The organism is Streptomyces sp. N50, from assembly GCF_033335955.1.
Taxonomy (GTDB): Bacteria; Actinomycetota; Actinomycetes; order Streptomycetales; family Streptomycetaceae; genus Streptomyces.
The window spans coordinates 587,521-612,638 of the sequence record NZ_CP137550.1; the positions used below are offsets into that span (position 1 = coordinate 587,521).

At 70.0% G+C, this 25,118-nt stretch carries 29 protein-coding genes and 2 riboswitches; of the genes, 11 read left to right on the forward strand and 18 right to left on the reverse strand.

Translation table 11 applies throughout. The features are described 5' to 3' along the window. Positions 1-20: 20 nt before the first annotated feature. The 4 genes from R2B38_RS47130 to R2B38_RS47145 are packed head-to-tail and all read right to left on the reverse strand — an operon-like array spanning position 21 to position 2,163. On the reverse strand, positions 21-977 hold the full coding sequence (locus R2B38_RS47130) for a GlxA family transcriptional regulator (protein WP_318022357.1): 957 nt from the start codon (positions 975-977) through the stop codon (positions 21-23). A gap of 40 nt (positions 978-1,017) precedes the next feature. Then, positions 1,018-1,395 carry a hypothetical protein gene (locus tag R2B38_RS47135; protein WP_033281017.1) on the reverse strand — a complete coding sequence of 126 codons (378 nt, stop codon included), beginning with the start codon at positions 1,393-1,395 and terminating at the stop codon, positions 1,018-1,020. Then, complete coding sequence (locus R2B38_RS47140) at positions 1,395-1,631, reverse strand: hypothetical protein (RefSeq protein WP_033281016.1); 237 nt, start codon at positions 1,629-1,631, stop codon at positions 1,395-1,397. The genes R2B38_RS47135 and R2B38_RS47140 overlap by 1 nt, the downstream gene beginning before the upstream one ends. A 13-nt stretch (positions 1,632-1,644) precedes the next feature. Then, a complete protein-coding gene (locus tag R2B38_RS47145; protein WP_318022358.1) occupies positions 1,645-2,163 on the reverse strand; it encodes a helix-turn-helix domain-containing protein in 519 nt (172 codons plus the stop codon). A gap of 101 nt (positions 2,164-2,264) precedes the next feature. Between R2B38_RS47145 and R2B38_RS47150 the strand changes: the two genes are divergently transcribed. Together R2B38_RS47150 and R2B38_RS47155 are read left to right on the forward strand one after the other, a co-directional pair. Next, a complete protein-coding gene (locus R2B38_RS47150) occupies positions 2,265-2,624 on the forward strand; it encodes a nuclear transport factor 2 family protein (RefSeq protein ID WP_318022359.1) in 360 nt (119 codons plus the stop codon). A gap of 55 nt (positions 2,625-2,679) precedes the next feature. Then, complete coding sequence (locus R2B38_RS47155; protein ID WP_318022360.1) at positions 2,680-3,459, forward strand: SDR family NAD(P)-dependent oxidoreductase; 780 nt, start codon at positions 2,680-2,682, stop codon at positions 3,457-3,459. A gap of 39 nt (positions 3,460-3,498) precedes the next feature. Here the strand turns inward: R2B38_RS47155 and R2B38_RS47160 are convergent, their stop codons facing one another. From R2B38_RS47160 to R2B38_RS47170, 3 genes are read right to left on the reverse strand one after another with little or no spacing between them, the layout of a single operon-like run. Next, a complete protein-coding gene (locus tag R2B38_RS47160; RefSeq protein WP_318022361.1) occupies positions 3,499-4,293 on the reverse strand; it encodes an ABC transporter ATP-binding protein in 795 nt (264 codons plus the stop codon). After that, positions 4,290-5,303: a FecCD family ABC transporter permease gene (locus R2B38_RS47165; RefSeq protein ID WP_318022362.1), complete on the reverse strand. Its 1,014-nt coding sequence runs from the start codon at positions 5,301-5,303 to the stop codon at positions 4,290-4,292. The genes R2B38_RS47160 and R2B38_RS47165 overlap by 4 nt, the downstream gene beginning before the upstream one ends. After that, positions 5,300-6,361 carry an ABC transporter substrate-binding protein gene (locus R2B38_RS47170; RefSeq protein WP_318022363.1) on the reverse strand — a complete coding sequence of 354 codons (1,062 nt, stop codon included), beginning with the start codon at positions 6,359-6,361 and terminating at the stop codon, positions 5,300-5,302. The genes R2B38_RS47165 and R2B38_RS47170 overlap by 4 nt, the downstream gene beginning before the upstream one ends. Before the next feature lie 53 nt (positions 6,362-6,414). Continuing rightward, positions 6,415-6,627: riboswitch (cobalamin riboswitch) on the reverse strand. Between the two features lie 127 nt (positions 6,628-6,754). On the opposite strand from R2B38_RS47170, the gene R2B38_RS47175 reads away from it, so the two are divergent. Both R2B38_RS47175 and R2B38_RS47180 read left to right on the forward strand, forming a co-directional pair. Continuing rightward, positions 6,755-7,603 (forward strand): universal stress protein, encoded by an 849-nt coding sequence (locus tag R2B38_RS47175; protein ID WP_318022364.1) that lies wholly within the window; start codon positions 6,755-6,757, stop codon positions 7,601-7,603. 76 nt (positions 7,604-7,679) lie between these two features. Further along, complete coding sequence (locus R2B38_RS47180) at positions 7,680-8,483, forward strand: SAM-dependent methyltransferase (protein ID WP_318022365.1); 804 nt, start codon at positions 7,680-7,682, stop codon at positions 8,481-8,483. 73 nt (positions 8,484-8,556) lie between these two features. Here the strand turns inward: R2B38_RS47180 and R2B38_RS47185 are convergent, their stop codons facing one another. The 4 genes from R2B38_RS47185 to R2B38_RS47200 all read right to left on the reverse strand — a co-directional run bounded on the left by R2B38_RS47185 (position 8,557) and on the right by R2B38_RS47200 (position 10,654). Next, positions 8,557-9,423: a CbtA family protein gene (locus tag R2B38_RS47185; protein ID WP_318022366.1), complete on the reverse strand. Its 867-nt coding sequence runs from the start codon at positions 9,421-9,423 to the stop codon at positions 8,557-8,559. Between the two features lie 36 nt (positions 9,424-9,459). Continuing rightward, positions 9,460-9,666 carry a CbtB domain-containing protein gene (locus tag R2B38_RS47190; protein ID WP_318023078.1) on the reverse strand — a complete coding sequence of 69 codons (207 nt, stop codon included), beginning with the start codon at positions 9,664-9,666 and terminating at the stop codon, positions 9,460-9,462. 69 nt (positions 9,667-9,735) lie between these two features. Beyond that, a riboswitch (cobalamin riboswitch) is annotated at positions 9,736-9,809 on the reverse strand. A gap of 124 nt (positions 9,810-9,933) precedes the next feature. Beyond that, positions 9,934-10,278 carry a hypothetical protein gene (locus R2B38_RS47195; protein WP_318022367.1) on the reverse strand — a complete coding sequence of 115 codons (345 nt, stop codon included), beginning with the start codon at positions 10,276-10,278 and terminating at the stop codon, positions 9,934-9,936. Positions 10,279-10,327: 49 nt separating this feature from the next. After that, a complete protein-coding gene (locus R2B38_RS47200) occupies positions 10,328-10,654 on the reverse strand; it encodes a plasmid stabilization protein (protein WP_318022368.1) in 327 nt (108 codons plus the stop codon). Positions 10,655-10,992: 338 nt separating this feature from the next. Here R2B38_RS47200 and R2B38_RS47205 point away from each other — a divergent pair, with 338 nt between their 5' ends. Then, entirely contained in the window at positions 10,993-12,153 is a 1,161-nt protein-coding gene (locus tag R2B38_RS47205; RefSeq protein ID WP_318022369.1) for a hypothetical protein, read from the forward strand. A 12-nt stretch (positions 12,154-12,165) separates the two neighbouring features. Here R2B38_RS47205 and R2B38_RS47210 read toward each other — a convergent pair whose 3' ends face one another. After that, the gene (locus tag R2B38_RS47210; protein WP_318022370.1) at positions 12,166-12,993 is read right to left on the reverse strand and encodes a hypothetical protein; all 828 of its coding nucleotides are present in this window, start codon (positions 12,991-12,993) and stop codon (positions 12,166-12,168) included. Positions 12,994-13,126: 133 nt separating this feature from the next. After that, complete coding sequence (locus R2B38_RS47215; RefSeq protein ID WP_318022371.1) at positions 13,127-13,951, reverse strand: DUF427 domain-containing protein; 825 nt, start codon at positions 13,949-13,951, stop codon at positions 13,127-13,129. Positions 13,952-14,173: 222 nt separating this feature from the next. On the opposite strand from R2B38_RS47215, the gene R2B38_RS47220 reads away from it, so the two are divergent. From R2B38_RS47220 to R2B38_RS47230, 3 genes are all read left to right on the forward strand, one after another. Continuing rightward, on the forward strand, positions 14,174-14,662 hold the full coding sequence (locus R2B38_RS47220; protein ID WP_318022372.1) for a carbonic anhydrase: 489 nt from the start codon (positions 14,174-14,176) through the stop codon (positions 14,660-14,662). 325 nt (positions 14,663-14,987) lie between these two features. Further along, positions 14,988-15,467: a sigma factor-like helix-turn-helix DNA-binding protein gene (locus R2B38_RS47225; protein WP_318022373.1), complete on the forward strand. Its 480-nt coding sequence runs from the start codon at positions 14,988-14,990 to the stop codon at positions 15,465-15,467. 144 nt (positions 15,468-15,611) lie between these two features. Beyond that, entirely contained in the window at positions 15,612-16,451 is an 840-nt protein-coding gene (locus R2B38_RS47230; protein ID WP_411978626.1) for an SAM-dependent methyltransferase, read from the forward strand. A 25-nt stretch (positions 16,452-16,476) separates the two neighbouring features. Here R2B38_RS47230 and R2B38_RS47235 read toward each other — a convergent pair whose 3' ends face one another. Continuing rightward, the gene (locus R2B38_RS47235) at positions 16,477-17,448 is read right to left on the reverse strand and encodes a helix-turn-helix transcriptional regulator (RefSeq protein ID WP_318022375.1); all 972 of its coding nucleotides are present in this window, start codon (positions 17,446-17,448) and stop codon (positions 16,477-16,479) included. Between the two features lie 84 nt (positions 17,449-17,532). After that, positions 17,533-17,832 carry a DUF397 domain-containing protein gene (locus R2B38_RS47240; RefSeq protein ID WP_411978627.1) on the reverse strand — a complete coding sequence of 100 codons (300 nt, stop codon included), beginning with the start codon at positions 17,830-17,832 and terminating at the stop codon, positions 17,533-17,535. A 237-nt stretch (positions 17,833-18,069) separates the two neighbouring features. Between R2B38_RS47240 and R2B38_RS47245 the strand changes: the two genes are divergently transcribed. Beyond that, positions 18,070-18,897 (forward strand): DUF1684 domain-containing protein, encoded by an 828-nt coding sequence (locus R2B38_RS47245; protein ID WP_318022376.1) that lies wholly within the window; start codon positions 18,070-18,072, stop codon positions 18,895-18,897. A 208-nt stretch (positions 18,898-19,105) separates the two neighbouring features. Beyond that, entirely contained in the window at positions 19,106-20,086 is a 981-nt protein-coding gene (locus R2B38_RS47250; protein ID WP_318022377.1) for a helix-turn-helix transcriptional regulator, read from the forward strand. 49 nt (positions 20,087-20,135) lie between these two features. Here the strand turns inward: R2B38_RS47250 and R2B38_RS47255 are convergent, their stop codons facing one another. The 3 genes from R2B38_RS47255 to R2B38_RS47265 all read right to left on the reverse strand — a co-directional run bounded on the left by R2B38_RS47255 (position 20,136) and on the right by R2B38_RS47265 (position 23,880). Then, a complete protein-coding gene (locus R2B38_RS47255) occupies positions 20,136-21,005 on the reverse strand; it encodes an IS5 family transposase (RefSeq protein ID WP_318021532.1) in 870 nt (289 codons plus the stop codon). Between the two features lie 389 nt (positions 21,006-21,394). Then, positions 21,395-22,780, reverse strand: coding sequence for an NtaA/DmoA family FMN-dependent monooxygenase (locus R2B38_RS47260; RefSeq protein WP_318022378.1), 1,386 nt, complete (start codon positions 22,778-22,780; stop codon positions 21,395-21,397). Next, the gene (locus tag R2B38_RS47265) at positions 22,777-23,880 is read right to left on the reverse strand and encodes an LLM class flavin-dependent oxidoreductase (RefSeq protein ID WP_318022379.1); all 1,104 of its coding nucleotides are present in this window, start codon (positions 23,878-23,880) and stop codon (positions 22,777-22,779) included. The genes R2B38_RS47260 and R2B38_RS47265 overlap by 4 nt, the downstream gene beginning before the upstream one ends. A 458-nt stretch (positions 23,881-24,338) precedes the next feature. Here R2B38_RS47265 and R2B38_RS47270 point away from each other — a divergent pair, with 458 nt between their 5' ends. Next, complete coding sequence (locus R2B38_RS47270) at positions 24,339-25,118, forward strand: alpha/beta hydrolase (RefSeq protein ID WP_318022380.1); 780 nt, start codon at positions 24,339-24,341, stop codon at positions 25,116-25,118.

Sequence of the window (25,118 nt, forward strand, 5' to 3'; positions counted from 1 at the left end):
CGCCCCTGGACTGGGCCGGGCTACTCCCCCTGCGCGAAGGTCCGCCGGTATTCGCTCGGCGTCGTACCGAGAAGCCGGTGGAAGTGCAGCCGGAGGTTCGCGCCGGTGCCGAGACCGACGTCGGCGGCGATCTGCTCGACGCTGCGCTCGGAGCGTTCGAGCAGCTCCCGGGCCATGTCGATACGGGCGCGCATGACCCACTGCATCGGCGTGTAGCCGGTCTCGTCGACGAAGCGTCGCGAGAAGGTGCGCGGCGACACCGCGGCCTGTCGCGCCAGCGTCTCCAGGGTGAGGGGTTCGCCGAGCCGGTGCAGTGCCCACTCGCGGGTCGCGGCGAACCGTTCACCGAGCGGCTCGGGCACGCTGCGCGGCACGTACTGCGCCTGACCGCCGCTGCGGTAGGGAGCCGCGACCAGGCGCCGAGCCGCGTGGTTGGACGCGGCCACTCCGAGGTCGCCGCGCAGGATGTGCAGGCACAGGTCGATGCCCGAGGCGGCGCCCGCCGACGTCAGCACGCTGCCCTCGTCGACGAACAGGACGTTCTCGTCGACCTGGACGAGCGGGTACTTCGCCGCGAGCGCCCGCGTGTAGTGCCAGTGCGTCGTGGCCCGCTTGCCGTCGAGCAACCCCGTGGCGGCGAGCGCGAAGGCACCGGTCGAGATCGCGGCGAGCCGCGCGCCCCGCCCGTGCGCGGCGATCAGCGCGTCGCGGACGGCCGTCGGCGGATCCTCGCGGTCCGGAAAGCGGTACCCGGGCAGGAAGACGATGTCGGCCCAGCTCAGCGCGTCGAGACCGTCGGCGACGTGGTACGACAGCCCGTCACCGCCGGTCACCAGCCCGGGCGCCGCACCGCACAGCCGCACCTCGTACGGCATGCTCGCCCGCGTGGTGAACACCTGCGCGGGGATGCCGACGTCGAGCGGCTTGGCGCCTTCGAGGACGAGGACGGCGACGCGACGCAGACGGGCGGTGGACACGGGGACAGCCTACGCAGGTGAACGAACGGCCCGCCGCAGGTCAGACCTTCCAGGAGCGCAACTGGTCGGCGACGGCGAGGACTCCGACACGGGTGTCGCGGATCTTGCGGACGAGGTCGGAGAGGGCGCCGTAGGGCGGGTCGATCCCCTCGCCGGACTGGCCCATGTACTGGGCGGCGACGAACGCGGCGTAGAGGCTGTTGCGGTGCGGCAGCGGCTCCAGGCGCACGATGGTGTGCATGAGCGCGGCCGCCCGCCACGCGGCGTCCGGGTCGGCCGCGGCGAGGGTCGGCAGCTTGGTCTTGTGCCGCGATACGGCGGCCACGAGCGCGGAGTAGTCGGAGACCGACATGTCCTCGCGGCCGAGGGCGGCCTCCTGAACGTCGAGCAGCCAGGAGACGTCGATGTACAGGTGCATCAGGCGGCCGCGGCCCCGTCACGCTCGGCGGGCGGCACCTCGTCGGGGAAGGCGTCGTCGAACTCCCCGCGCAGCCGCTCGGCCCACACGGAAGCTCCGGCGACGAACTGACCGCGCTGCATCTCGCGGACACCGAGGTCGTGCAGATACTGCTTGAGGCTCTTCCCCTCGGCCGCGGCGGCCGCGCGCACTCCCTCGAGTTCCTCTTCGGTGAAGGACACATTCAGTGATGGCATACCGCGATGGTACCTAGTTGGTGCCATCGGTGCGAGGGCCCCGCCCCGCATAGCGGTCACGCATGGCGTCACCGGCCGCGGGGCCGGCCGTGAAGACGTACGCGTCGCTGTCGTCGAGCCGGCGGCCGGTCCTGGCATCGACCACGACGGGCTCGACCTCCTGGCCGCTCCGCGCGTCGACCAGGATCATGCTGCGATCCTCCGGCGCGAGGCGGGAGTTGCCCCACGCGGCCAGGGCGACGACCACCGGCCGAAGGGAGTGTCCGAGGGCGGTCAGCACGTACTCGTGGCGGACGGGGTGGGTCTGGTACGGCCTGCGCTCCAGCAGCCCGTCCTCGACCAGGGTCCTCAGCCGGGTGGTGAGCATGCTGGAGGAGATGCCCAGGCTCTCCTGGAACTGGTCGAAGCGGCGGTAGCCGTCGAAGGCGTCGTGGAGGATCAGCAGCGTCCACCACTCGCCGACATGCCGCACCGTCGTGGACAGCGGGCACTCCCGGTCCTCCAGCCTGATCCGGCTTGCCACGGCGACCATCCCCTCAGTTACTGCTAAAGTCGAAGTCAGTAGCTTCTATTTTAGCAGTAACACCTGGGCCGATCCCACCGTCCGAACCCGCCACCACCGTAGGGACCGTCATGTACGACAACCGACTGCAGGACATCGCCCCGAACGCCCTGCCCCCGGCGATCATCCGCTACCTGAACGCACACCGCGCCCACGACACCACCTCCGCCGTCACCGCGTTCACCCACGACGCCGTGGTGATCGACGACGGGAACACCTACGAGGGCATCGCGGCGATCGAGCGGTGGCTGGGGCGAGCCGCGTCCGAATTCACGTACACCACCCGTCTCACCGGCGCCCAGCAGGCCGACGCCGCCCACTACGTCGCCACACACCACCTCGAAGGCAACTTCCCCGGCGGCACCGTCGACCTGCGCTACCGGTTCACACTCCGCGACGACCTCGTCGAACGCCTCGTCATCGAACCCTGAGCACGGCCGGAACAACAGGTTCGCCGATCGAGGAGCCACCTCCTAAGCTGCCGGAATGATCTCCAGCGACTACCTCTCCGAACTCTTCTCCCTGGACGGCCGGGTCGCCGTCGTCACAGGCGGCAGCTCCGGCATCGGACGGGCCGCCGCCGGAGCGCTCGCGCGGGCGGGGGCCCAAGTGGTCGTAGTGGCACGCAGGGAGAAGGAACTGACCGCCACGGTCGACGAGTTGGCGGCGGAGGGCTGCCGGGCGGCGTGGGTGAGCGGCGATCTGGGCACCCGGGACGGCGTCCGAGCCGCGGCGGAAGCGGCGGCCGAGGCCTTCGGCGAGCCGGACATCCTCGTGAACAGCGCCGGGATCAACCTGCGCCCGCCGATGGGCGAGTTGAGCGACGAGGTGTGGGACACCACGATGGCCCTGAACCTGGAGGCGCCCCACCTCCTGGGCCGGCGCTTCGGCCCCGGCATGGCCGAGCGGGGCTTCGGCCGCATCATCCACATCACCTCCCAGCAGGCACACCGAGCGTTCGCACGGAGCGGCGCCTACGGCGTCTCCAAGGGCGCGCTGGAGTCCCTGGCCCGCTCCCAGGCCGAGGCCTGGTCTCCGCACGGGGTCACCTGCAACACCCTGGTCCCGGGTTTCGTGATGACCCCGCTCAACGAACGGCTGTCGTCCGACCCGGAGATGGTGAGGGCCCTGGCCGCGCGCACCCTGATCGGCCGCAACGGCCTTGCCGAGGACTTCGCGGGCGCGGTGGTGTTCCTGGCGAGCCGCGCCTCCGCCTATGTCACCGGACAGTCGGTGTTCGTGGACGGCGGATTCTCCGCCCACTAGCCCAACACCGGCCGCGCCTGGGCACGTTGGAGCCCGCCGCTACGGCGTTCCGCTCCCCCGCCGCAGGAAGCGGATCACAGGATGCCCGGGGTCGTGGCCGACCTCGGCGCGGACACCGTAGACGTCCTTGATGAGGGCCGGGGTGAGGACCTCGGTCGGGGTCCCCTCGGCCACCGTGCGACCGGTATTGAGCACGAGCAGGCGGTCGCAGTACATCGCGGCGAGGTTGAGGTCGTGCAGGGCGATCACGGTGGTGACCGGGAGATCGGCGATCAGGTCGAGGAGGTCCAACTGGTGCTGGATGTCCAGGTGGTTGGTCGGCTCGTCTAGGAGCAGTTCGCGGGGTTCCTGGGCCAACGCACGGGCGATCTGGGCGCGTTGGCGTTCGCCGCCGGAGAGGGTGTGCCAGGACTGGGCGGCGCGGTCGGCCAGTCCGGTGCGGTCCAGGGCCTCGGTGACGGCGCGGGCGTCGGCGGCCGACGCCGGTGACCAGGCACGCCGGTGCGGGATACGCCCAAGGGCGACGACCTCGCGGACGGTCAACTCGGTCTGGGTGTGGGTGTGTTGTTCAACGGTGGCGATACGGCGGGCGGTCGCGCGGCGCCCGACCTCGGGGAGCGGCCGCCCGTCCAGCGTGACGACTCCGGTGGAGGTGGGCAGGACACCGGCCAGCAGACGCAACAGGGTTGATTTTCCTGACCCGTTGGGGCCGAGCAGGCCGACGGTCTCTCCGGGGCGCAGGACGAGGGTGACGCCGTCGACGATGAGTCGGCCGTCGGTGCGGCGGGCGACCCGGTCCGCGTGCAGGCCGGTGTCCGGGACGGGGGTGCTCATGTCTTCCTCCGGCCCCGATGCAGCACGACTACGAACGCCGGCACGCCGATCAGCGACGTCACCACCCCCACGGGTACCTCCTGGGGATCGACGACGGTACGGGCGAGGGTGTCCACCCACACCAGGAAGACCGCTCCGGTCAGCGCGGTGACCGGCAGCAGCCGTACATGCCCGGAACCGGTCAACGCCCGGGTCACGTGCGGCAGGACCAGGCCCACGAAGCCGATCGCCCCGGCGCAGCTGACCAGGACGGCCGTGAGCAGTGCCGTGGCGCAGAGCAGGATCAGCCGAGCGCGGGCGACGTTCACGCCGAGGCCTGCTGCCGCCTCCTCGCCGAAGGCGAACGCGTCCAACGTGGTGGCATGGCCCAGGCAGACGACCAGCACGAGCGCCAACGCGCCCGCGCACAGCAGCACTTGGCCCCAGTCCGCGCCGGAGAGCGAGCCGAGCAGCCAGAAGAGCACGCCCTTGGTTGTCTCGGCGTCCGCCGAGGTCAGCACCGTGAACGAGGTGAGCGCGGAGAAGAGTTGCATGGCCGCCACGCCGGACAGCACCACCCGGTCCATGCTCGCGCCGAGGCTGTGGCTGAGCAGTATCACCAGCCCGAAGGAGAGCAGCGCACCGACGAAGGCACCCGCCGACAACGACACGGCTCCGCCGCCCACCCCGAGCACGACGACGGCGACCGCCCCCGTGGACGCCCCGGAGGAGACACCGAGCACGAACGGATCCGCCAGCGGATTGCGCAGCAGGGACTGCATGACCGCGCCGCACAGCGCGAGCCCGGCGCCGCAGACGGCGGCGAGCAGCGTGCGGGGCATGCGCAGGTCCCAGACGATGCCGTCCCGCAACGGGGCGAGCGAACTCTCGCCGCCGCCGAGGTGGGCCGCGACCGACGCCCACACGTCGGCCGTGGAGATGTCAGCGGGTCCGATGGTCACCGCGAAGGCCACGGACACCAGCAGCGCGACCAGCCCGCCACCGGTCAACAGCAGGGTGCGGACGGTCACTTGGCGAGTCCGAAGTCGCGCAGGCCGGCGGCGACCTGCTCGATCCCTTCGACGGTGCGGATGGAGGGGTTCATCGCCTGGCCGCTGAGCAGGATGTACCGCTTCTTCTTGACGGCTGTGAGGTTGCGGGTGGCGGCGTTGGTCTCCAGGAAGTGGATCTTCGCCTCGGCGGTCTCGGCGGTCTGGGACTTGCGGGTCAGATCGCCGAGGACGATGACGTCGGGGTCGCGGTCGGCGACGGTCTCCCAGTTGATCTGGGGCCACTCGTCGTGGGTGTCGGAGAAGGCGTTCTCGGCGCCGACGGCGCGGGTGATGGCTCCGGGGGCGCCGCAGCAGCCGGCCAGGTAGGGCGACTGGGAGTTGGCGAACCAGTACATGAGGGAGGTGCCGGAGGCGTCAAGTCCCTTGGTGGCCTTGGTCACCCGCGCCTTCAACTGGGCCACGAGCCGGTCGCCGCGCGCCTTCACACCCATCGCGCGGGACAGGTCGCGTATCTCGCCGTAGACGCTGTCGAGGGTGAGCGGTGTGCCGCGCGAGCCGTCGCCGCCGCTGTCGTTGTCCTTGCCCGCGCAGTCGGACGGCGAGACGTACGTCGGCACGCCCAGCTTCTCGAACTGTTCGCGGGTCGCGACCCCGCCCTTGCCGAGCGTCGAGACGAAGGAGGCGGTGACGAAGTCCGGTTCGGCGTCGAGGACCTTCTCGAAGGAGGGCGCGTTGTCGGCGAGACGCGGCACCGTCGCGTTCGCCTTCGCCAGACCCTTGAGCACCGGGTCGGTCCAGGTCGCGGTACCGGCGATGCGGTCGGCGAGGCCGAGCGACAACAGGATCTCGGTGGTGCCCTGGTTGAGGGAGACGACCCGCTCGGGAGCCGACTTCAGCGTGACCTTGTGTCCGCAGTCCGTGAGGGTGAGGGGGAAACCCGCGGCGGACTTCTCCGTCTCCCCGTCGGCGCTGTCGCCGTCGGATCCCCCGCACGCGGTGAGCAACAGGGCGGGCGCGACGAGGAGGGCCGCGGTACGGCGGCGCAGCGGGACGGGGGCGGTACGGATCACGGGCATGCCTTGCCTGTCGGGGCTCGAACGCGGAGCCTGGCCTACGAACTCCCCCTCGCCGAGGGCGAGAAGGCGCCAGCAGGTCTTCGGACTCGGGTTCGTCCGGACGGGGCGCCTTCCCGGCGCGTCACGCCCGGCTCCTCCGGCCGGCCCGTGTCACCCCAGTGGCGTCTGATGCCCCGCCCGTCCCCCTCACCGCTGCGCGTCAGTTCCGGATTCCCACCGGATTCCCTGGCCTCGGTTGTGGCACGACTGGCCCACACAACGTATCAAGATCGGCCGTCGGCCCCCGCCCTGGGGCGGCAGGAAGGCCCTCCGGTTCCGTCCAACCTCTGTGCGGCACGCCCCGAACGGCGGATCGTGGAGGCCTCCACTCGCCCGCACGGAGGTCCAACGGCCATGCCCCAACCGATCGTTGTCGGTGTAGACGGTTCCACGGACAGCCGTATCGCCGCCGACTGGGCGGCAACGGAAGCCGAGTTGCGCGGACTCCCGCTGCGGATCGTGCACGTCTCGACCCTCCCTGACGACCAACTCCTCACCACCTGGCCGTACTTCCGCGAGCCCTCTCCCGACGCCCTCCTCACGTCACTCACGAAGGACCGCCCCGAACTCCGGGCCGAGGTCGTCACCCTCACCGGAGAGGTCGTACCGGCGCTGCTCTCCCTGACCGCCGAGGCCGACCGCACGGTCCTCGGCCTGCGCGGTACGGGCGGTTTCGCGGGCCTGGCCCTCGGTTCCGTGGCGCACGGGATCGCCGAGCACTCCGAGGGGCCGGTGGTGCTGGTGCCGAGCGGGTTCTTCCACAGCCGCCGCGGGCGGTCACCGTACGGCGTGACACTGGGCGTCGACGGCGGTGAACTGCCCGGCGCCGTCGTCGACTTCGCCTTCGACGCCGCCCGCCGGCGCGACACCGGCCTGCACGTCGTACACGCCTGGCGACTGCCCTCGCCCGCCGAGCACTGGATGCCGTACGCGCCGCCGGAGAAGGACCGGGGGCGCTGGGAGGACCAGGAGACGCAACGCTTCTCGGACGCGTTGCGGCCTTGGCGGGAGAAGTATCCGCACGTGGGTGTCTACGAGGATCTCCGCCTCCAGAGCCCGGCGGCCGCCCTGGTCCAGGCGTCGGTCTCTGCGTCGGCCGAACTACTGGTGACCGGCCGCGCGGGCCGGACACTCGGCCCCACCCTGCACGCCGTACTGGAACACACCGCGTGCCCGGTGGCCGTGGTCCCGCACCACCTGTGAGGACAGCTCCGCCCGTTACACTCGCGGGCCTGAACTCACCTCGTGACAAAGGCCGTTGGGCAACAGGAGAACCGAAGTGACGGACGCAGGATCCAGCGCGGACGACGTGGACACCGGCAAACCCCAGTCGGCCCGCATGTACGACTACTTCCTCGGCGGCAAGGACAACTACCCCGTCGACTGGGAAGCCGCCGAGAAGGTCATCTCCTTGTTCCCCGCCGTCAGGCAGATGGCGCGGGTGAACCGCGACTTCATGCACCGGGCCTCACGGCTGCTGGCGGAGCGGGGAATCAGCCAGTTCCTGGACATCGGCACCGGAATACCCACCCGGCCGAATCTGCACCAGGTGGTCCAGGCGATCAACCCCCGCGCCCGCGTGGTCTACGCGGACAACGACCCGATCGTCCTCAGGCACGCCGAGGCGCTTCTCCACAGCACACCGGAGGGCAGCACCACCTACGTCCAGGCCGACGTGCGCGAGCCGGGAAAGATCCTCGCGGCGGCGAGGGAGCAGCTGGACTTCGAGCAGCCGATCGCCGTGTCCCTGGTGGCCCTGCTGCACCTGGTGGCGGACGAGGACGATCCCCGTCGCATCGTGGGTGAACTGCTCGACTCCCTGACGTCCGGGAGCTACCTGGCCCTGTCCCACGCGACGGGAGACTTCGATCCGGAGACCTGGGCGCGCGTCGTCGAGGTCTACCGCAAGGGCGGCTCACCCGCCCAAGTGCGCTCACGCGCCGAATTCACCAGGTTCTTCGAGGGACTTGAGCTGGTCGCCCCCGGCATCGAACTCGCCGCGGCCTGGCACCCCGAGCCCGGAGCACAACCCGGCGAAGCCGACCGGATCCCGCTGTACGTCGGAGTCGCCCGCAAGCCGTGAAGCCCACCTCATGGACCGAGCGCGGTGATCGCATCGATCACCGCGCTCGCCGTGGAGGACGGAGAAGGACCAGTTATGCCGCGACGGGGTCCGGTTCCTGTGACGGTGTGGTGGCGTCGGGGCGCGCGGGGTTGAGGAGGCGTTCGGCGAGGGGGGCGAAGATCAGGCCGAGTGCCGTCCAGAGGATGAGCTGGGCCGCGACCGAGTAGAAGCGGAAGTTGAAGAGCACGTCGGCCGGGAAGCCCGGGTAGACGATGGTGCCCTTGTCATCCTTCAGCGGGAGCGGTGTCTCGGTGGCCTGGTTGCCGAAGTTGGCCTTGTTGTACGAGAGATGGCCCAGCTGCGGCAGGAGCAGCATGACGATCCCGATCGCGACGACGAACGCGGCGCCGGCGAGGAGGGTCGCGTTCCAGTTGCCGAAGCGCGCCTGGAGGTGCTTGCCGAGGTAGACGGCTCCCGCGAGGAAGGCGACGGAGCACACGACCATGATCAGGTACAGGGCGCTGCGCTGCTGGATGGTCTCCTCGTGACCGATCGCGGGCGGGTTCGCCGGGTACTTCAGGAACGGCACCAGGTACATGCCGAGGAAGCCCCCGCCGGCGACGAGCAGAGCCAGGTTGCGTGCCCGCAGCCCGCCGGTGCGGCCGAGGCAGACGGCGTAGGCGACGGCGAACAGGGCGCCCATCGCCATCCCGAAGAAGATCATGCCGACGCCGATACCGACGTTGGCCTGGATGGTGCGGCTGAAGAGTTCGTGTTCGTGGCCCTCGACGGGCAGGCCGGCCGCCTTGTCCAGGGCGTTCTGGGCGGCGTCACGGCCGCTCTCGTAGTCGATGGCCTTGGCGATCTGCGGCTCGGCGAAGATGCGCGCGAACACGAAGGCGAGCAGGCCCGCGACTGCGCCGGCGAGTATGCCGCGCAGTATGAGCTTCTTTTCCATGTCGAGTTGTCCGTACGTCCGGGTGCCGGCGGAGGGTCAGTGGCAGGGGAAGCCGAGGAAGTGGCGGGCGTCGTGGACGAACTCGTGGACGTGCATGTCGTTGCCGAACACCGACACGGCGCCCTGGTCGACACCGACGAAGTAATAGACGGCCAGCGCGATCAGCGCGGTGCCGACCAGCCAGACGATCGACTTCGAGACCGGCAGGACAACCGGCGTGGACACCGGACGGGTGGTGGAAATGCTGCTGCTCAAGGTGAGCCCTCCTTCGGGATCGTGCGTCCCTTGCGTGTACGGGCGAGTGAAGGTTCAGTGTCTGACTCGCCCTCCACCTTCCGGCGGCGGGCTCACAGTGGCGCGACCGTGCTGGAATTCCACCAGCTTCCTTATGCCATCACTACAGGGGGAGAGTACGGCGCGTCTCTCCAGGGCGTCAATCAGGCCCGTTGCCCGTACTGCTCCTGACAGGACCGTCCCCACGCGGGGAGTTGCCTGGCAGCGCCTCTCTCGTCACCGCTTCGACGTGAGCCTCAGGTCGACCTCCTGTTCCTGGTCTCCGGACGCCGTGCCCCGCTCGTCCACGGCGAACGTGACGCTCAGCGCCTCACGCAGCTGGCCGACGGCGACGTAGCCGCCCTGGAGCGTGGCGGAGACCGAGCCCTCCAGGGGGACGGGGTCGGTCGGGATCCATTCCTGCGTCGGCTCGAACTCGGCGGTCCATACGGCGGCGCGGTCGCCCGGCTGTTCCTGGGGCACATCGTCGGCGGGCCGGTCGGTGGGGAACGCGGTCCGCAGCACGCCGAAGACGGTGGCGGCGTCCTCCTTGGACGCTCCGGTGAGGGACACGGTGGCCATCGGGGTCACTCTCCTTGGGGTCATCGAGCAGGGCGACGGTCGGCCGGCTTCAGTAGCCGAGCGCCTTCGCCAGTTGCTGCTTGTTCATCGACGAACGGCCGTCCACACCGCGCTTCTTGGCCTCCGCGTAGAGCTGGTCCCTCGTCGGTCCCCGCGCTCCGCTGTGGGAGCGCTCGCCGCCGCGCTGCGGGGCGGACTTCGGGTCGCGGGTGGACGTCCTGCTCGCGGTCGCGGACTCGCCGGCGCGGGCGCGCTCCTTGTTCACGGTGCGGGCGGCGATCTCCTTCGCCCTGCCCTCGGAGACACCCCGCTTCTCGGCACCTTCCTTGATGTGCTCGTACTGACGCTCGCGCTTCGCGCTGGAACCTCGCGGCACGGCGCTCACCTTCCTTTCCTCACGGATGCGGCTCGGCTCGGCCGTACCCGACCCGTTTTCCGGCGATGTCCCAGGTACCCGCCGCCCGGCGCTTCTCACGTGGCCCCCGCGACGCGCTGCTCCCATCAGATGTGCGGCCCGTGCGCGGTGCGAGCAGACGGCCACCGAACGGATGAGCCCGCGGGCCCCGCGCAGGCCACAGGCGGCGGGCCGGGGTCACACGGGTGGCGTACTCGCGTGGCGTGGTGGCGGGCGGCCGCCTAGTAATGGACTGGATCAGCTTGTTCATCGCGCATCGGGGGGCGATAAGCAGCATCACCCTCTTCATGGAGCCGAGCATGACCATCCGCTCTTTCTCGCCCAGCCCGGACCAACCCGACATACCTCACGGCACCGCGGGCCACGCGCTCACGCCCTCCGACGGAGGGCCGGCCGACGGAACGCCGCCGACGTCACGTCCGACGCAAGAGGGTCCCGCCCAGACCGGCCCCGAGGGCGAGAACGTCGATCCGATGCACCGCCTGGTGCATGCCGCCGTCGCCGACCGGCCGCTCGACGAGGTCCTCCAGCTCATCACCTTGCTGGAGCAGTCACCGAAGTACGCGCAGGCCACCGTCGACGCCCTGCGGGCGGTCGGTGAGGACCGGTCGGTGGAGGACGTCACACGTCTCGTGACGCTGCTGACCCAGCCGCCGCGCAGTCCCGACTGCGCCGACGAGGCGATCCGCGCGGCCGCCGAGAACCGGCCCGTGGAGGACGTCACCCGGCTGATGGCCCTGCTGCAGCGGGCTCCGCTGGAGCCGCACTGCGGCGAGGAGGCGGTACGGGCCGCGGCCGGCCGGCCCGTCGAGGACCTCGTCCAGTTGATCGGCCGCCTGGCCGAGGAACAGGACGCGTCCGCCCGGGCCCCGGGACCGGCGGCCGACAGGTCTACGGCTCCGCTGTACGAGGCGTCCGGACGGACCCCGGCGGACACGCACGAGCCGGAACCCGCGGGTGACCGCCCGGCCGCTCGGCAGCGCCGCGCACGACGTCCGCGTACGGCGCCCCGCCGCGGCGCTCCCCCGGTCTGGCCGAGGCTGATCGCGTCGGCGGCGCTCATCCTGTGCGGGCTGTCGTACTTCCCGCTGCACCGTGACGGAGCCTCCGCCACCGCCTATGGGTTCGCGCTCGGTGTCTCGATCCTCTGCGTCCTGCTGGCACCGGCGCTGGTCCTCCACGGCGGCCTGTTCGTGCTCGCGGTGTCCGTGGTGGTGCCGGCCGCGCTGGCCGCCCTCCAGTTGTTCGACGGGCGGTTCCACTCCTCACGCCTCTCGCAGGCGTTGCGGATCACGGCCGCGCCGCCCTGGTTCGCGGGGCTGATCGCCGTACTCGCCGCACTGGCGGCGCTCACGGCACTGCTCGCGCTCCTCGCCACGCGGAGGTTCGGCCGGCAGCTGGACCTTCCCGGTCCTCCCGATCACCGGGCGCTGGCCGACGCGAACCAGACGCCTCAGTAGGGTCGGCCCCGCTCAATTCGCGGTGGCGTCGGAGGTGTTCTCGACGTCACCGCTCGCGGACGGCACGCTCGACGCCGAGGCCACGGGGCTGGAGGCGGCGCTGTGGCTCGGCTTGGCACTGGGGCCGGCGCTGTTCTCCGGCTCCGCGCTCGCGGACGGCGAGGCGGTGCCGCCCGAGTACGACCCCGAACCGCTGGACGTGAGCGGCGTGGGTGTCGGGCTGTGTGCCGGAGCGCTCTTCCCGGCCGAACCGCCGCCCAGCGACGTTCCGTTGCCGGACTCGTTCCTGACCGCGGCCGCTATCGGCTTGCCCATGATGAGTTCGCCCGCGGTCACGGTGACCATCGCCAGGGCGAACACCAGACCTGTGGCGAGGGCGTACCTCTTCCAGCCGATGGACTTCCAGAAGGATCCGGAAGTGGTCCGGTAGGTGGTCACCGACCCGTCGTCGGCGGAGGCGCCGGCGGGATCGTCGGAGGGTTCGTCCGCCGTTGTCGCCGCACCGGTCGAGGTACCGTCCCGTAAGGCGAACGCCGCCCGGGCGTCCGCGCGTTGTACGGCCCGTTCCTCACTCGGTGTCAGCGCCATCGCGACCGACGGCACCCTTCTGCGGATCCCCTCCCCCGTCCGTCGGAAGGCGTGCTGGAAGACCGCGGCGCCGGTGGTGGCGCTGGCGCTGACCACGGCGGCGCCGATGATCGTCCCGGCCACCCCCAACAGGGACGCGATCACCGCGCCCACCACGGTGGCGAGCGCACTCGCCACCACCTGCACAGCGGTCAGATCGAGCACCTTGCGCTTCGGCTCCTGCTTCTTCTCATCCTTTTTGTGACTCTCCATCAATGTCCTTCAATATCCTTTGACAGTTCCGGAGCACGACAGCCATCGAAGAGGCATGTGCAAGGTGTCGACTGCCCTGTCGGCGGTGTTTCACCTCAACTGGAAGCAACAGGGCTGGACTTCGCCGGTGCCGTCAGTCCGACGACTGCCCCGTGAGCGCCTCGGTGAACGGTGTGACCGGGCGCTCCACGGCGTCTCCGTCCACGACGATGTCCACCGCCTCGTTGTAGAAGGCGAGCAGATCCTTTACGGCGCCGACCGCGGGCAGCGGCTCCGGATAGCTCCAGACGATGTTCGGCGGGACACCGGGAACGCCACTCTCGCCGCGCCACGACCAGTACGTGGCGGTGCCCTTGTAGGGGCACCCGGTGCTGTGGTCGGTCGGTTCGAACAGGTCGAGACGGACGTCTTCGCGCGGGATGTAGTACCGGGTCGGCAGGCCGGTCTCGAAGAGCAGGACCGGGCGGTGGGTGTCGGCGACGACCGTGCCGTCGATCTCGACCCGGACGTGGCGGCTGCTGGGGATGGCGTCGACCCGCTTGTGCGGGTCGCGGGGGTGGATGAAGATCTCTTCCTCCTCCTCGTACCAGTGGTCCAGGCCCCGGCCGACCCGCCGGAACCACTCGAAGGCGATGTGCCCGGCGAGGTCGTCGGCGGGGTAGGTCCAGGCCGCGTTCTCCACCAACTGGCCAGCGATCTCAAGGTCGTAGAAGATCCGCGATCCGGTGTGCGTGCCGGTCGGCGGGTTCTTCGCCGGGCGGAGCAGGTCCTCGCGGACCTCGTCGTGCGGGAAGGCGTACGTCGGTACCGGTACGGACGGCTCCCATACGAGGACGGGGTGCCTGCTGTCCACGACGGTGGTGTCGCCCTTGCGGCCGCGTACCCAGCGTTGGCTCGGCTCCCAGAGGAGGCCTTCGGGGGTGGTCCTGACGTCTCGTGCGGTGGGGAAGGTGCTCATACCGTTGCTCCCTGATCCGTTGGTGGTGCGACCGGCCACTGCTTGCCAGTTTCCGGTGGTGGAGGGTTCACTGGTCGGGTGCCGACCTTCGCCACCACGCTGACGGGCTTCTGGCCCTCGCGTCGTGTCCACGTCTTCGACGTGTTCTGTTGCCGTGCGTTGTCGTCCCCGACTCCCGCACCGCACCTCTGAGAACACCCGAGACGAGAACCGAGGTCCACCATGTCCGTGACCGATGAACTGCTGGCCAACAACGCCAGTTACGCCGAGACCTTCGACGGCCCGCTGCCCCTTCCGCCCGCCAGGCACCTCGCCGTCGTGGCCTGCATGGACGCCCGGCTCAACGTGTACGCGATCCTCGGCCTGAACGAGGGCGAGGCCCACGTCATCCGCAACGCGGGCGGTGTCGTCACGCAGGACGAGATCCGCTCGCTCGCGATCAGCCAACGGCTCCTGGGCACCGAGGAGATCATCCTCATCCACCACACGGACTGCGGCATGCTGACCTTCACGGACGACGGCTTCAAGGCCGCGGTCGAGAAGGACACCGGTATCCGCCCGTCCTGGGCGGCGGAGGCCTTCACCGATCTGGACGCCGACGTACGGCAGTCGATCGCCCGCATCAAGGCCGACCCCTTCATCGTGCACAAGGACCACATCAGGGGCTTCGTCTTCGACGTGGCGACCGGGAAGCTCAACGAGGTCGGCTGAGAACCACCCCGGCCGGTCTGATCGAAAACGATCGATGGGGAAACAAGGCGTCCCTTTCGTCGCTGAATTGGATAGACCCGCGACAGAATTGGGCGCCCCCTGACCGCGATGTTCAGTACGCACAATGACTTTGCATGGAGGGCCGGGACAGCTCAACTGCCCGGCCCCGCGCGGTAGTTTCCATTCGGGCCCACAGAGGACCCGCCCGGGAAAGTGCTCATATACATCCCCGGGGACGAAGCAGATCGACAAGGAAACAACCACATGGACGAGCCGATTCGTCGAGGGCGTGGCTTTTTCTCTTTCCGCACCCGAAATCGCGGCATTGCGTACCTGGATCGACTCCCCGTCATCGGCGGTTGATCCGGTGATCGCGGACCTCGGTTTCGCGGCCTTCGCCGAACGGAACCGCCCCCGCTACACGCTCTACGCCAGGGCTCGGCTGTCCGCCGTCGCCCGTTCCACGGCTGTCGTGGAGGCCACGCTGGTGTCCACCCACGAACGCTGGCAGTGGCTGATGTGGCAGCCCTGCCCCGCGGCCGAGGTCTGGGAAGAGCTCCGCCGTCAGGTAGAACGGCGGGGCGAGCGTGCGGCAATTCAGGACCCGGTCCTGGCCATGCTCTATCAGCGGCTCCCCAACGCCTGCGCGGACAGCGTGGTGTTGTGCCGCCGACTGGGCTTCTCCCTGGCCGAGGCGGCCGAGTTGATGGGCGTCGAGCCGTCCGCGGTCGAGGCGGCTCTCGCCGCAGCGCGGCGGACGTTCCCCCAACTCATCGGTACGGAGGCGCCCTTGAGGCATCCCTGACCCTGCCGGCATCCCTCCCGGCGTACGCGGTCTCCTCGCGGACGCTCCTATCCGCCACCTTCCGCCAACCCGCGCCACGGTTCACCCGAACCAGCGGTGGTGCCGCCGTATGCCGCCCTCCTAGGATGGGCAACTCCACTTCGGATGGGGCGGATTCGGCGAGGGGACGGGCCGTTGGTGGAGCACAATCATGTCGATCTGTCGTTGCCCAGCGCGGCGCGGATGTACGACTGGCTGCTGGGTGGCAGCAACAACTTCGAAGCAGACCGGAATGCCTGCGAGTTATTGCTGGAGGTGGCACCCACCTCGCGTGAGATCGCGCTGAACAACCGGTGGTTCCTCCAGCGCGTGGTCAGAGTGCTGGCCGAGCAGCACGGGATAAGGCAGTTCATCGATTTCGGCTCGGGCCTTCCCACGCAGCGCAATGTGCACCAGATCGCGCAGGAGGTCGATCCCGAGTCCCACGTCGTCTATATCGACAACGATCCCGTGGTCCTGTCGCTGGGCCAGTCCCTGCTGAACGAGAACGACAACACGGCGATCCTGTCGGCCGACATGACCGACACCGACACCATCTTCGGCCACCCGGACTTCACCCGGCTCATCGACTTCACCGAGCCGGCGGCCGCCCTGTTCATCTCCGTACTGCACTGCCTGCCGGACAGCGCCGGCCCAAAGGCCTTTGTGGAGAGGGTCGTAGACCAGCTCGTCCCGGGCAGCTTCGTCGTCCTGTGCCAGCTCGTGAGCGACGACGCCAAGGTCCGCGACGACGTCACCGAGCTCATGCGGGTCCAGACCGGGGGCAATTGGGGCAGGGTCCGGGAGAAGGCGGACGTGGACGAGATCTTCGAGAGGCTCGTCGTGGAGGACCCGGGACTCGTCGACGTGACCGACTGGCGGCCCGACTCCGAGCTCCAGCAGCGCCGGCGCAGCATCGAGTGGACGGAGTACGGCGGGCTGGGGAAAGTGCCGCCCCGGCGATAGGCCTGGCCCAACTCACGGACAGCGACTAGGAGTACCGCGCGACGGCCTCGTCCAGCATGCGCCGGCTTTCCATGGGCGAGGCACACGCCTCGCCCTGGATGCGCAGCAGGAGCTGGAGGTGCCGCTCGAAGTCGTTCTCCTTCGTCGGCCAGGGCTTCGCCCGCTCCTCGGCGCTCAGCGCGGGCTTGTTGTAGTAGTCGGCCTTGCGGTAGCCCTCGACGTAGACGAGGTCGGGCAGGCCGCCGCGGCCGAACTGGAGGTGGGCCATGCCGCCCGCCATCGACGCCTCGTTGCCCGCGATCATCCGGTCGAGGAGCACGAACCGGACGGTGATGTGCGGGAGTCGGGCCATCTCCCGGAGGTGGAGCATCTGGTCACGCATCACCTGGTCCGAGCCGGCCCGCCGCAGCAGGACGGACTCGTCCATGAGGAACACGCAGCGCGGCGGCTCGGCCTGGCCGAACACCCGCTCCTGCCGCTCCCGGCGCATGGCGACCCTGAGCTCCATCTCGGGGCCGTCCCACTCCGTGAGGTGCAGACCCGTGCGCAGGATGCAGCTCGCGTACTCCGGTGTCTGCAGCAGGCCCGACACCAGGCGTACGTCGTACGTGGTGAGCCCGATGGCGACGGATTCGAGGCCGAGGAGCCGCCGCAGGTAGTCGGGGGTGCAGTCGTCGAATCTGCTCTGGAACCATTCCGGTTCCTGGGCGCGGGACAACAACATCGACAATTTGTTCCGTGCCGGCCCGTCGAGTTCCAGATATGTCATCACCGCTTCGACCGTGCGCCGCTCGGGCGTGAAATCGGCATTCTCCAGGCGGCTGATGGTCGAGTTCGAAACGTGGGTGGCCTTCGCCAGTTCTTTCTGCGTCAGACCGGCCTCGTCGCGCACATCCCTGACGGCGAGGCCGAGCATGATGGTGGCCGCCGTCTTTGTCGTGTCCGGCCCGGCCGTATGCCGGGCCAGACGATTGATCGGAATCGGATCCGGGGACACGCCTTCTCCTCACAAGGGGCAGTCACCTTCACATGATGACACGCCCGGGCCGGAGGAGTTGCCCGAACTTATGTACTCCGACGCCTAGTTGAGAGTACCGAGACCGTCGAACTCCCCTTTCTTCGCCCCGTCGAGGAATGCGCTCATCTCCTCGGCGGTAAAGATCAGCGCGGGTCCGCCGGGATCGGTCGAGTTTCGTACGGCCACTCCGCCGCGGGGCAGCGCGGCCAGCTCGACGCACATGCCGTTCGCTTCGGACATGCGGCTCTTCACCCATGTTCCCGGGATGTGGTTGGCGGACATTCCGTTCGTGAAGTTCTGCATCAGAGACGAACCCTCTCCGTTCGACAAAACCACGCATGAAATCCCGTCATGCAATTTCATGGCTCGACGTGAAGGAAATGCTAGCGGCTGGAAATCGAACAATGCCGTCCCACGTACGGGTGGACGGTGGTCCGCCGGGTGGTACGGGGAGCGGAGGAGCGCGCGGTGGTCCGCTCCTGGTCCGGCCCGACATGAAGCTGTCACACATGGGCCGGAATCCCCCGCCGGGCGGCCGGGGTTGGCACTGGTACGACCCCGCTTCGAGGCCGGGCCCCGCACGACGAAGGAGCGACGACCATGACCGTTGACCTGACCACGACCGACCTCCAGGCCTTCACCCAGGACTGGCTGGAGTGGTACCGCGGGCAGGAGGAACGACTCGCCGCTCCGCACGGATTCCTGGCGATCACCGGGCTGCACTGGCTCGACGACCGGCCGCAGCGCTTCCCGGACGCGCCCGGCGCCTGGTGGACCGACGCCGACGGGGTCGCCGTAGCCCTCGGCGAGGGTGAGGAACTCGTCGTGGACGGAACGCCGGTGCGGGGTGAGCACCGCTTCGGTGTGCTGCCCGAGCGGGGCGGGGTGAACGCGGTCTGGGGAGATGCCGTGATCGAGGTGGCCAAGCGGGGCGGCAACGACATCGTGCGGCCCCGGCATCCGGACGCGCCGCTGCGCACCGGCTTCGCCGGTACGCCCGCCTACGCGCCGGATCCCCGCTGGGTGGTCCGGGGACGGTACACGACCTTCGAGACGCCGCGTCCGACGACCGTGGGCGCGGCGGTCGAGGGGCTGGAGCACGTGTACGACGCGCCGGGCCGGGTCGAGTTCGAGCTGGACGGGCAGTCGCTGGCCCTGACCGCGTTCCCCGGACGGGGGCCGGGCGGACTGCTGGTCCTCTTCACCGACGCCACCTCCGGGGTGACCACGTACGCCGCGAACCGGGCCCTCGCGCTGGCCCCGCCCGACGCCGACGGCACGGTCGTCCTGGACTTCAACCGCGCGACGAACCTGCCCTGCGCCTACACCGATCTGGCCACCTGCCCGTTGCCGCCGGCGGAGAACCGGCTGCAAGTGTCCATCGAGGCCGGGCAGAAGACACCCCGTGAGCGGGGAGGAGTGGCCTGACCGTCGCCCCGGCCGCAGCCACGGCACCGCCAGGCCGCAGCCGGGCTCGCTGAGCCCGGCTGCTCGCCGACGCACGGTACGACCATCCGTCTCCCCCTTCGACAACCATGCGCACCCCTCAGTCGTCCCCATTGATGACGCGCTGGTTCCCGCGCGGCCGCACCCCCCACCGACACTGCGCACGGACGACGCGCGGGAAAGAGGCCGCATGCTCCGTATCCACTTCACCTCTGAGGACCTGCAGAGCATCCGGGTGGCCCGCCAGCCCCACGCTCTCTGGGAACTCGTGTGCGGTGTCTGCCGGTTGGACGCGCGGCAAGGGGCGCTGGAGTTCGGGCACTGGCGCCGGTCGGTGCGCGAGGGGCTCGCGAAGGATCCGCGGGCCAGGCGGGCCCTGTTGCCCTTACAGACGTTGATTCCTCCGGTGGGGTACATCCCCGACTTCCTCACGCCGTCGGTCACGGGCGGCGGGCTGGCCGTCGGCCTCGACCAGGTGCGGGCCACCTCCCGCACTCGACTGACCAGTGAGCTGTCCCGGCTCGCCGAGTCGCGTCCGCTGCCGTCCTGGGTGTCCACCCTCGACAGACCGGGCGCCAAGGCCCTGGGGACGTTGGCGCGGGCCCTGGAGCTGTCCTGCAAGACGCTGCTCGAACCGTACTGGCCCCGCATCCAGACGGCCGTCGGCGACGACGTCGAGCTGCGGACGCGCGCGCTCCTCGACGGCGGCACCTCCGCGCTGCTCAACGCGCTGCGCCCGCACGCCCGTTGGCACGCTCCGGTCCTCGAGGTGGACTATCCCGTCGACCGCGAGCTGCACCTTGAGGGGCGTGGTCTGCTGCTCATCCCGTCGTACTTCTGCTGGCGCAGGCCGACCGCCCTGGCGGACCCCACGCTCGGGCCGGTGCTCGTCTACCCGGTCGCCAAACAGCCTCTGGAGATCGTCCGGGCGAGCAGGGACGGGCTGGAGCGGCTGCTGGGCCGCACCCGGACGGTCGTCCTGGCGGATCTGGCCAGCCACGGAGCGCGTACGACGTCCGAGGTGGCGACGGCGGCCAACATCGCGCTGCCCAGCGCCAGTTACCAGCTCGGCGTGCTGCGCGACGGAGGCCTGATCGCCAGCCACCGCCAGGGCCAGTTCGTACGGCACTCCGCAACTCCGCTGGGCCTGCGCCTGCTTGACGAGCGGTGACCGGGCAAACCTTCCCGGTGCCGATTAGAGGTCGTTTCATTCTGCTGTTTCATCCATGGATGCGGCTTTGGTGTACTGATGTCGGGTCTCGCCAGGAGATGGTGTTCTCTGCAGTGAGGCGGCGGGCCATCAGGTCGGTCATGGCGACGTGGATCATGGCTTCGGAGCGGTGCGGGTGGGTTTCGTAGTCACGGGCCAGGCGGCGGTGCAGCATTAGCCAGCCGTAGGTCCGCTCGACGGTCCAGCGTTTCGGGATCGGGGTGAATCCCCTGGTCCCGGGGGCGCGTTGGACGATTTCGAGGTCGATGCCGAGGGTGGCGGCGTGCTCGACGAAGTGCTTGCGGTAGCCGCCGTCGACCCAGACCTTGCGCAGGCCGGGATGGTCGGCGGCGGCCTGTTCCAGGAGGGTGCGTCCGGCTGTGGAGTCCTGGACGCCCGCTGCCGTGACCAGGACTGCCAGCAGCAGGCCGAGGGTGTCGGTGATGATGCTGCGCTTGCGGCCTACGATCTTCTTGCCCGCGTCGATGCCCTGACTTTTCGCGGGGACACTCGTGGAGGTCTTGACGCTCTGCGCGTCGATCACGCCGGCGGACGGGGCGGCACTGCGGCCTTCCTGCTGTCGTACCAACTCCCGCAGCAGACCGTTGAGCTGGGCGAAGACACCGTCCTTCTGCCACTTGGCGAAGTAGCCGTAGACCGACTGCCAGGGCGGGAAGTCGTGCGGGAGGTAGGCCCACTGGCAGCCGGTGCGGTCCACGTACAGGATCGCGTTCATGATCTCGCGCAGGTCATGCCGTGGCGGCCGGCCGAAGTCCAGGGCCCGGCCGCGGCGCTCGAAGCGCCAGGCGGAGAGCACCGGCTCGATCAACTCCCAGCGGGCATCGGACAGGTCACTCGGATACGCACGGCGGTCCGTCATGACCTGGGCATACCGCCACTCGGGGGCGTGCGCCCAGGCGTGCATCCTGCCGCGTCGAAGCACGGGACAGACCCGGGCGCCGTGGAATGAGACAGGCATAAACAGACCTCCACCCCATCCGCCACGCCGCCAGCCTCGTCAGGAAGAACAGCCTCCACAGACTCACCAGCAACACACTGAGAGGCAGGACAAACCAACCCAGAACGCCGCACTCAAGGTGAAAATGACCTCTTAGAGGGGTTTCTAATTCATTGCCGCCATGCGCCCCTCGCCGCCATCGTTTGTGACGGTCGCCGTGGGGGTCACGGCGGCGCCGGCCGGGACGGCCCGGGCGCGGTGGCCACCGGACACAGGGGGACGGTGGGCACCGCGTCCGCGATGTCAGGGGGTCAGGCCGTGGCGGTGCGGTGGGTGAGGGGTGCGCGCAGGTTCAGGTGCTCGCGCAGGGTCGTACCGGTGTAGTCCGTGCGGTAGACACCGCGTTCCTGGAGTGCGGGGACGAGGTGGTCGACGATGTCGTCGAGGCCGTCGGGGATCAGATACGGCGTGACGTTGAAGCCGTCGACGGCGCCGTGCCGGACGAAGTGGGCGAACTTGTCGGCCAGGCCCTCCGGGGTGCCGACGTGGCCGCGCTGGGGGCCGAGCGCGATGACGGTCTCGCGCAGGGACCAGCGGTTGGCGTCGGCCTTCTCCCGCCATTCGGCGACCACTTGGCGGGGATCGGCGATGCGCCGTGCGCCGAAGGAACCGTCGTTCTCGGCGACGACCGGGTCCTCCTTGGGCAACGGCCCGTCGGCGTCGCGGCCGAAGAGGTCGATGCCCCACAGGAGTCCGGCGATGCCCAACGCGGTCGCGGGCGTGACCTGTTGGAGACGGATCCAGCGCTTCTTCTCCAGGGCCTCCTCCTCCGTGGCGCCGATGATGATCTCGGTACCGGGGAGGATGCGCAGGTCGTCGTCGGGTCGGCCGACGGCCCTCAGCCGGCGCCGCAGATCGTCGGCGAAGGCGAGCGCGTCGTCGAAGTCGTTGCCGTGCGCGGAGAAGATGACGTCGGCGTTGCGGGCCGCGAAGTCCCGGCCCTCGCCGGAGTCCCCGGCCTGGAAGATCACCGGGTGTCCCTGGGCGCTGCGCGGCAGGGTGGGTGCGAGGTCGACGTCGAACTGCGGTCCCTGGTGGCGGACTTGGCGTACGGCGCCGGGTGCCGCCCAGGCCGGGGCGTCGGCCGAGCCGGCCACGGCCTTGTCCGCCCAGCTGTCCCAGAGCGCTCGGGCGACGGTGAGGAACTCCTCGGCGCGGCGGTAGCGGTCGGCGTGGTCGAGGTAGCCGCCGCGACGGAAGTTGGCGCCGGTCCAGGCGTTGTCGGTGGTCACCACGTTCCAGCCGGCCCGCCCCTCGGAGAGCAGGTCGAGGCCGGACAGACGACGGGCGAGGTCGGCGGCTTCGTTGAAGGTGGTGTTGGACGTGCTGACGAGACCGATCCGGTCCGTCACCGCTGCCAGCGCGGCGAGTTGGGTGATGGCGTCGGGCCGTCCGGCGACGTCGAGGTCGTGGATCCGACCGTCGACCTCGCGCAGCCGCAGCCCCTCCCCCAGGAAGAACGCGTCGAACAGGCCCCGCTCGGCGGTCTGCGCGACGCGCCGGAAGTTGGCGGGGTCGATCTGGGAGCCGCTGGCCGGGTCCGACCAGACGGTCCAGTGGTTGACGCCCTGGAAGAAGACGCCGAAGTGGAGCTGGGCGTCGGGGCGGGGGACGTCGAGGGGGTCGGTGCGGGTCATCGGACGTCCTCCTGCGCGGCTGCCGCGACGGCGTAGCGGTTGGCGGGCCGGTCCAGGCCCAGGTGGGTGCGCAGGGACGCGCCGGCCAACGGGCGTACGGCGTCCCGTCGTTCGAAGAGATGGGGCAGGACGAGCCGGGACACTTCCGGGAGATCCTCGTCCAACACCAGCGGGTGCAGGCGCACTCCGTCCACCACGCCCCTCAACTCCCGCAGCAGCACGGCGAGTCCGGCGGCGGAGCCGATGTGGCGCAGGCGTCCCCGGTCGCTCCAAGACCCGTGCCGCTCAAGATCCTCGACGCGTTCCTCGGCCGTGGCGTGGGCGGTGTCGAGGGCGACTTCGACCTCGGCGAAGGTGCGCGGTGTTCCGGCGGCGGACGCGCTCGCGGTGACGGCGGTGAGGTCACGGCCCTCGACGAAGGCCACGTCGAGTTGGTCGGCGGGGACGCGCTCCGGGCTGCCGAGCACGACGAGTTGGCCCTGTGGTGGACGTGGCACGATCGCCGGGCCCTTCACCGTGTAGGTGTCGCCGGTGAAGTCGACGTAGTGCAGCCGGTCGCGGTCGAGGTAGCGGCTGGTGGCGACGGAGCGGATGACCGCGTCGTCCTCCCAGGAGTCCCACAGCTCGCGGACCACCTCGACCCCGTCACGCGACTCACGGGCGCGGGCCACGGTCCCGTCGACGAGCGGGCGCCCCCACACTGAGGCCGCCTCGGGCCGCGCCTCCTCGCTCACCACCCACCCGGCGCGTCCGATGGAGATGTGGTCCAGGGACGCCAACTGGCTTGATACGTGGAAGGGTTCGGCGTAGGTGAGCGGCACGACCGGCGCGATGCCGACGACACTCGTCGACGCGGCGATGAACGCGGCCCGCTCCACCGCGCCGATCCGGCCGACCACGTCGGGGCCGGTACCGGGCGGGAGCGCGCCGTCGTCCAGGGTGAGCAGGGTGAACCCGGCGTTCTCCGCGGCGGCGGCGACACGGGCCACCCGGCGCGGGCTCAACAGCTGGTCGGGAGAGTGGGCGGCGCGGCGCCAGGCCGCGGGATGGGCGCCGTCGCCGTCGATTTCGAGGGCGAGCCGCAGGGCGGGGCCGGACATGGGAGTTCCTTCCGAGAACACGTCGAGACGGTCGGCCCGAGGAGGCCGACAGGGGTCAGGGGCGTGCGGAAGGACAGACGGCGGAGGCGGTACGGCAGTAGTCGACGTGCCGCCGGATGATCAGCCACGCGCCCGGGACGGCACCGTGGGGTACGGCGTCGCGTACGCGCATCGGGGCCTCCACCCGTCCGGGAACGATCGCCTCAACCTTGGGCGTCGGGCCGGGAAGATGTCAAGAACATTAGATGTACGCGCATGCAGCAGTGCCGAGACGGAAAAGCGCTGGCAGCGACGACAACCGTGCTGCTACCTTGCCGTTGGCCGTGACACCGCATGAGGAGGTGAGACCCATGAACGCAGTATCCAGGTGGGTGCTCCCCCTCTTCTCCACGGTTGGGCCAGCGGCATAGGTGTCGCCGGGAGCGCCTCACACCAAGGCGATCCCGAAAGGCAACACCATGGAACTCTCCCAGCATTCACTGCACTTCACCGCTGAGACATCGTCGAACGGTGTCCTCGTCCGCGACTTCGCCGTCGGCGAGGTCACCGGCGCGCTCTGGTCGCCTGCGGCCGCCGCCTCTGTACGCGCTCCCTTGGTCCTGATGGGCCACGGCGGCGGCAACCACAGCAAGGCACCGGCCATGGCGGGCCGTGCGGAGCGCCTCGTGAACGGCGGCGGCTTCCACGTCGCCACCATCGACGCCCCCGGCCACGGCGACCGACCGCGCACACCGCACGACGAGCGCGAAATCGCCCTGATGCAACGGAAGATGGCGGCGGGCGAACCGGTCGGCGAGATCGTCGTCCGCTACAACGCCCACCTCGCGGAGCGTGCCGTACCGGAGTGGCTGGCGACCCTGGACGCCCTCCAGGAACTCCCGGAGATCGGCGCCGGAGGACCCGTCGGCTACTACGGCCTCAACATGGGCACCGCGATCGGGGTACCGCTGACGGCGGCTGAACCCCGCATCACCGCCGCGGTGTTGGGCCTCTTCTGGTACGACGAGTCCCTCGCCGAGTCGGCGCGGCGGATCACGGTACCGATCGAGTTCGCGCTCCAGTGGGACGACGAGCACATCCCGCGCCCGACGGGTCTCGCGTTGTTCGACGCCTTCGCCTCGAAGGAGAAGTCGTTGCACGTCAACTCGGGCGGCCACAAGGAGCTGCCCAGGTTCGAGGCGGACAGCGCGGTCCGTTTCTTCGCCCGGCACCTGACCGTCAACGGCCTTACGGTGTAA

What these genes read in the sequence shown, in the direction of transcription:
- R2B38_RS47210 (WP_318022370.1), bottom strand. Translation starts at nt 12,993, where the DNA reads ATGGAGAGTCACAAAAAGGATGAGAAGAAGCAGGAGCCGAAGCGCAAG.
- R2B38_RS47170 (WP_318022363.1), bottom strand. Translation starts at nt 6,361, where the DNA reads ATGCCCGTGATCCGTACCGCCCCCGTCCCGCTGCGCCGCCGTACCGCG.
- R2B38_RS47255 (WP_318021532.1), bottom strand. Translation starts at nt 21,005, where the DNA reads ATGACGGACCGCCGTGCGTATCCGAGTGACCTGTCCGATGCCCGCTGG.
- R2B38_RS47250 (WP_318022377.1), top strand. Translation starts at nt 19,106, where the DNA reads ATGCTCCGTATCCACTTCACCTCTGAGGACCTGCAGAGCATCCGGGTG.
- R2B38_RS47150 (WP_318022359.1), top strand. Translation starts at nt 2,265, where the DNA reads ATGTACGACAACCGACTGCAGGACATCGCCCCGAACGCCCTGCCCCCG.
- R2B38_RS47155 (WP_318022360.1), top strand. Translation starts at nt 2,680, where the DNA reads ATGATCTCCAGCGACTACCTCTCCGAACTCTTCTCCCTGGACGGCCGG.
- R2B38_RS47260 (WP_318022378.1), bottom strand. Translation starts at nt 22,780, where the DNA reads ATGACCCGCACCGACCCCCTCGACGTCCCCCGCCCCGACGCCCAGCTC.
- R2B38_RS47160 (WP_318022361.1), bottom strand. Translation starts at nt 4,293, where the DNA reads ATGAGCACCCCCGTCCCGGACACCGGCCTGCACGCGGACCGGGTCGCC.
- R2B38_RS47195 (WP_318022367.1), bottom strand. Translation starts at nt 10,278, where the DNA reads ATGGCCACCGTGTCCCTCACCGGAGCGTCCAAGGAGGACGCCGCCACC.
- R2B38_RS47205 (WP_318022369.1), top strand. Translation starts at nt 10,993, where the DNA reads ATGACCATCCGCTCTTTCTCGCCCAGCCCGGACCAACCCGACATACCT.
- R2B38_RS47230 (WP_411978626.1), top strand. Translation starts at nt 15,612, where the DNA reads ATGGGGCGGATTCGGCGAGGGGACGGGCCGTTGGTGGAGCACAATCAT.
- R2B38_RS47135 (WP_033281017.1), bottom strand. Translation starts at nt 1,395, where the DNA reads ATGCACCTGTACATCGACGTCTCCTGGCTGCTCGACGTTCAGGAGGCC.
- R2B38_RS47215 (WP_318022371.1), bottom strand. Translation starts at nt 13,951, where the DNA reads ATGAGCACCTTCCCCACCGCACGAGACGTCAGGACCACCCCCGAAGGC.
- R2B38_RS47220 (WP_318022372.1), top strand. Translation starts at nt 14,174, where the DNA reads ATGTCCGTGACCGATGAACTGCTGGCCAACAACGCCAGTTACGCCGAG.
- R2B38_RS47270 (WP_318022380.1), top strand. Translation starts at nt 24,339, where the DNA reads ATGGAACTCTCCCAGCATTCACTGCACTTCACCGCTGAGACATCGTCG.
- R2B38_RS47140 (WP_033281016.1), bottom strand. Translation starts at nt 1,631, where the DNA reads ATGCCATCACTGAATGTGTCCTTCACCGAAGAGGAACTCGAGGGAGTG.
- R2B38_RS47240 (WP_411978627.1), bottom strand. Translation starts at nt 17,832, where the DNA reads ATGAAATTGCATGACGGGATTTCATGCGTGGTTTTGTCGAACGGAGAG.
- R2B38_RS47245 (WP_318022376.1), top strand. Translation starts at nt 18,070, where the DNA reads ATGACCGTTGACCTGACCACGACCGACCTCCAGGCCTTCACCCAGGAC.
- R2B38_RS47185 (WP_318022366.1), bottom strand. Translation starts at nt 9,423, where the DNA reads ATGGAAAAGAAGCTCATACTGCGCGGCATACTCGCCGGCGCAGTCGCG.
- R2B38_RS47265 (WP_318022379.1), bottom strand. Translation starts at nt 23,880, where the DNA reads ATGTCCGGCCCCGCCCTGCGGCTCGCCCTCGAAATCGACGGCGACGGC.
- R2B38_RS47175 (WP_318022364.1), top strand. Translation starts at nt 6,755, where the DNA reads ATGCCCCAACCGATCGTTGTCGGTGTAGACGGTTCCACGGACAGCCGT.
- R2B38_RS47145 (WP_318022358.1), bottom strand. Translation starts at nt 2,163, where the DNA reads ATGGTCGCCGTGGCAAGCCGGATCAGGCTGGAGGACCGGGAGTGCCCG.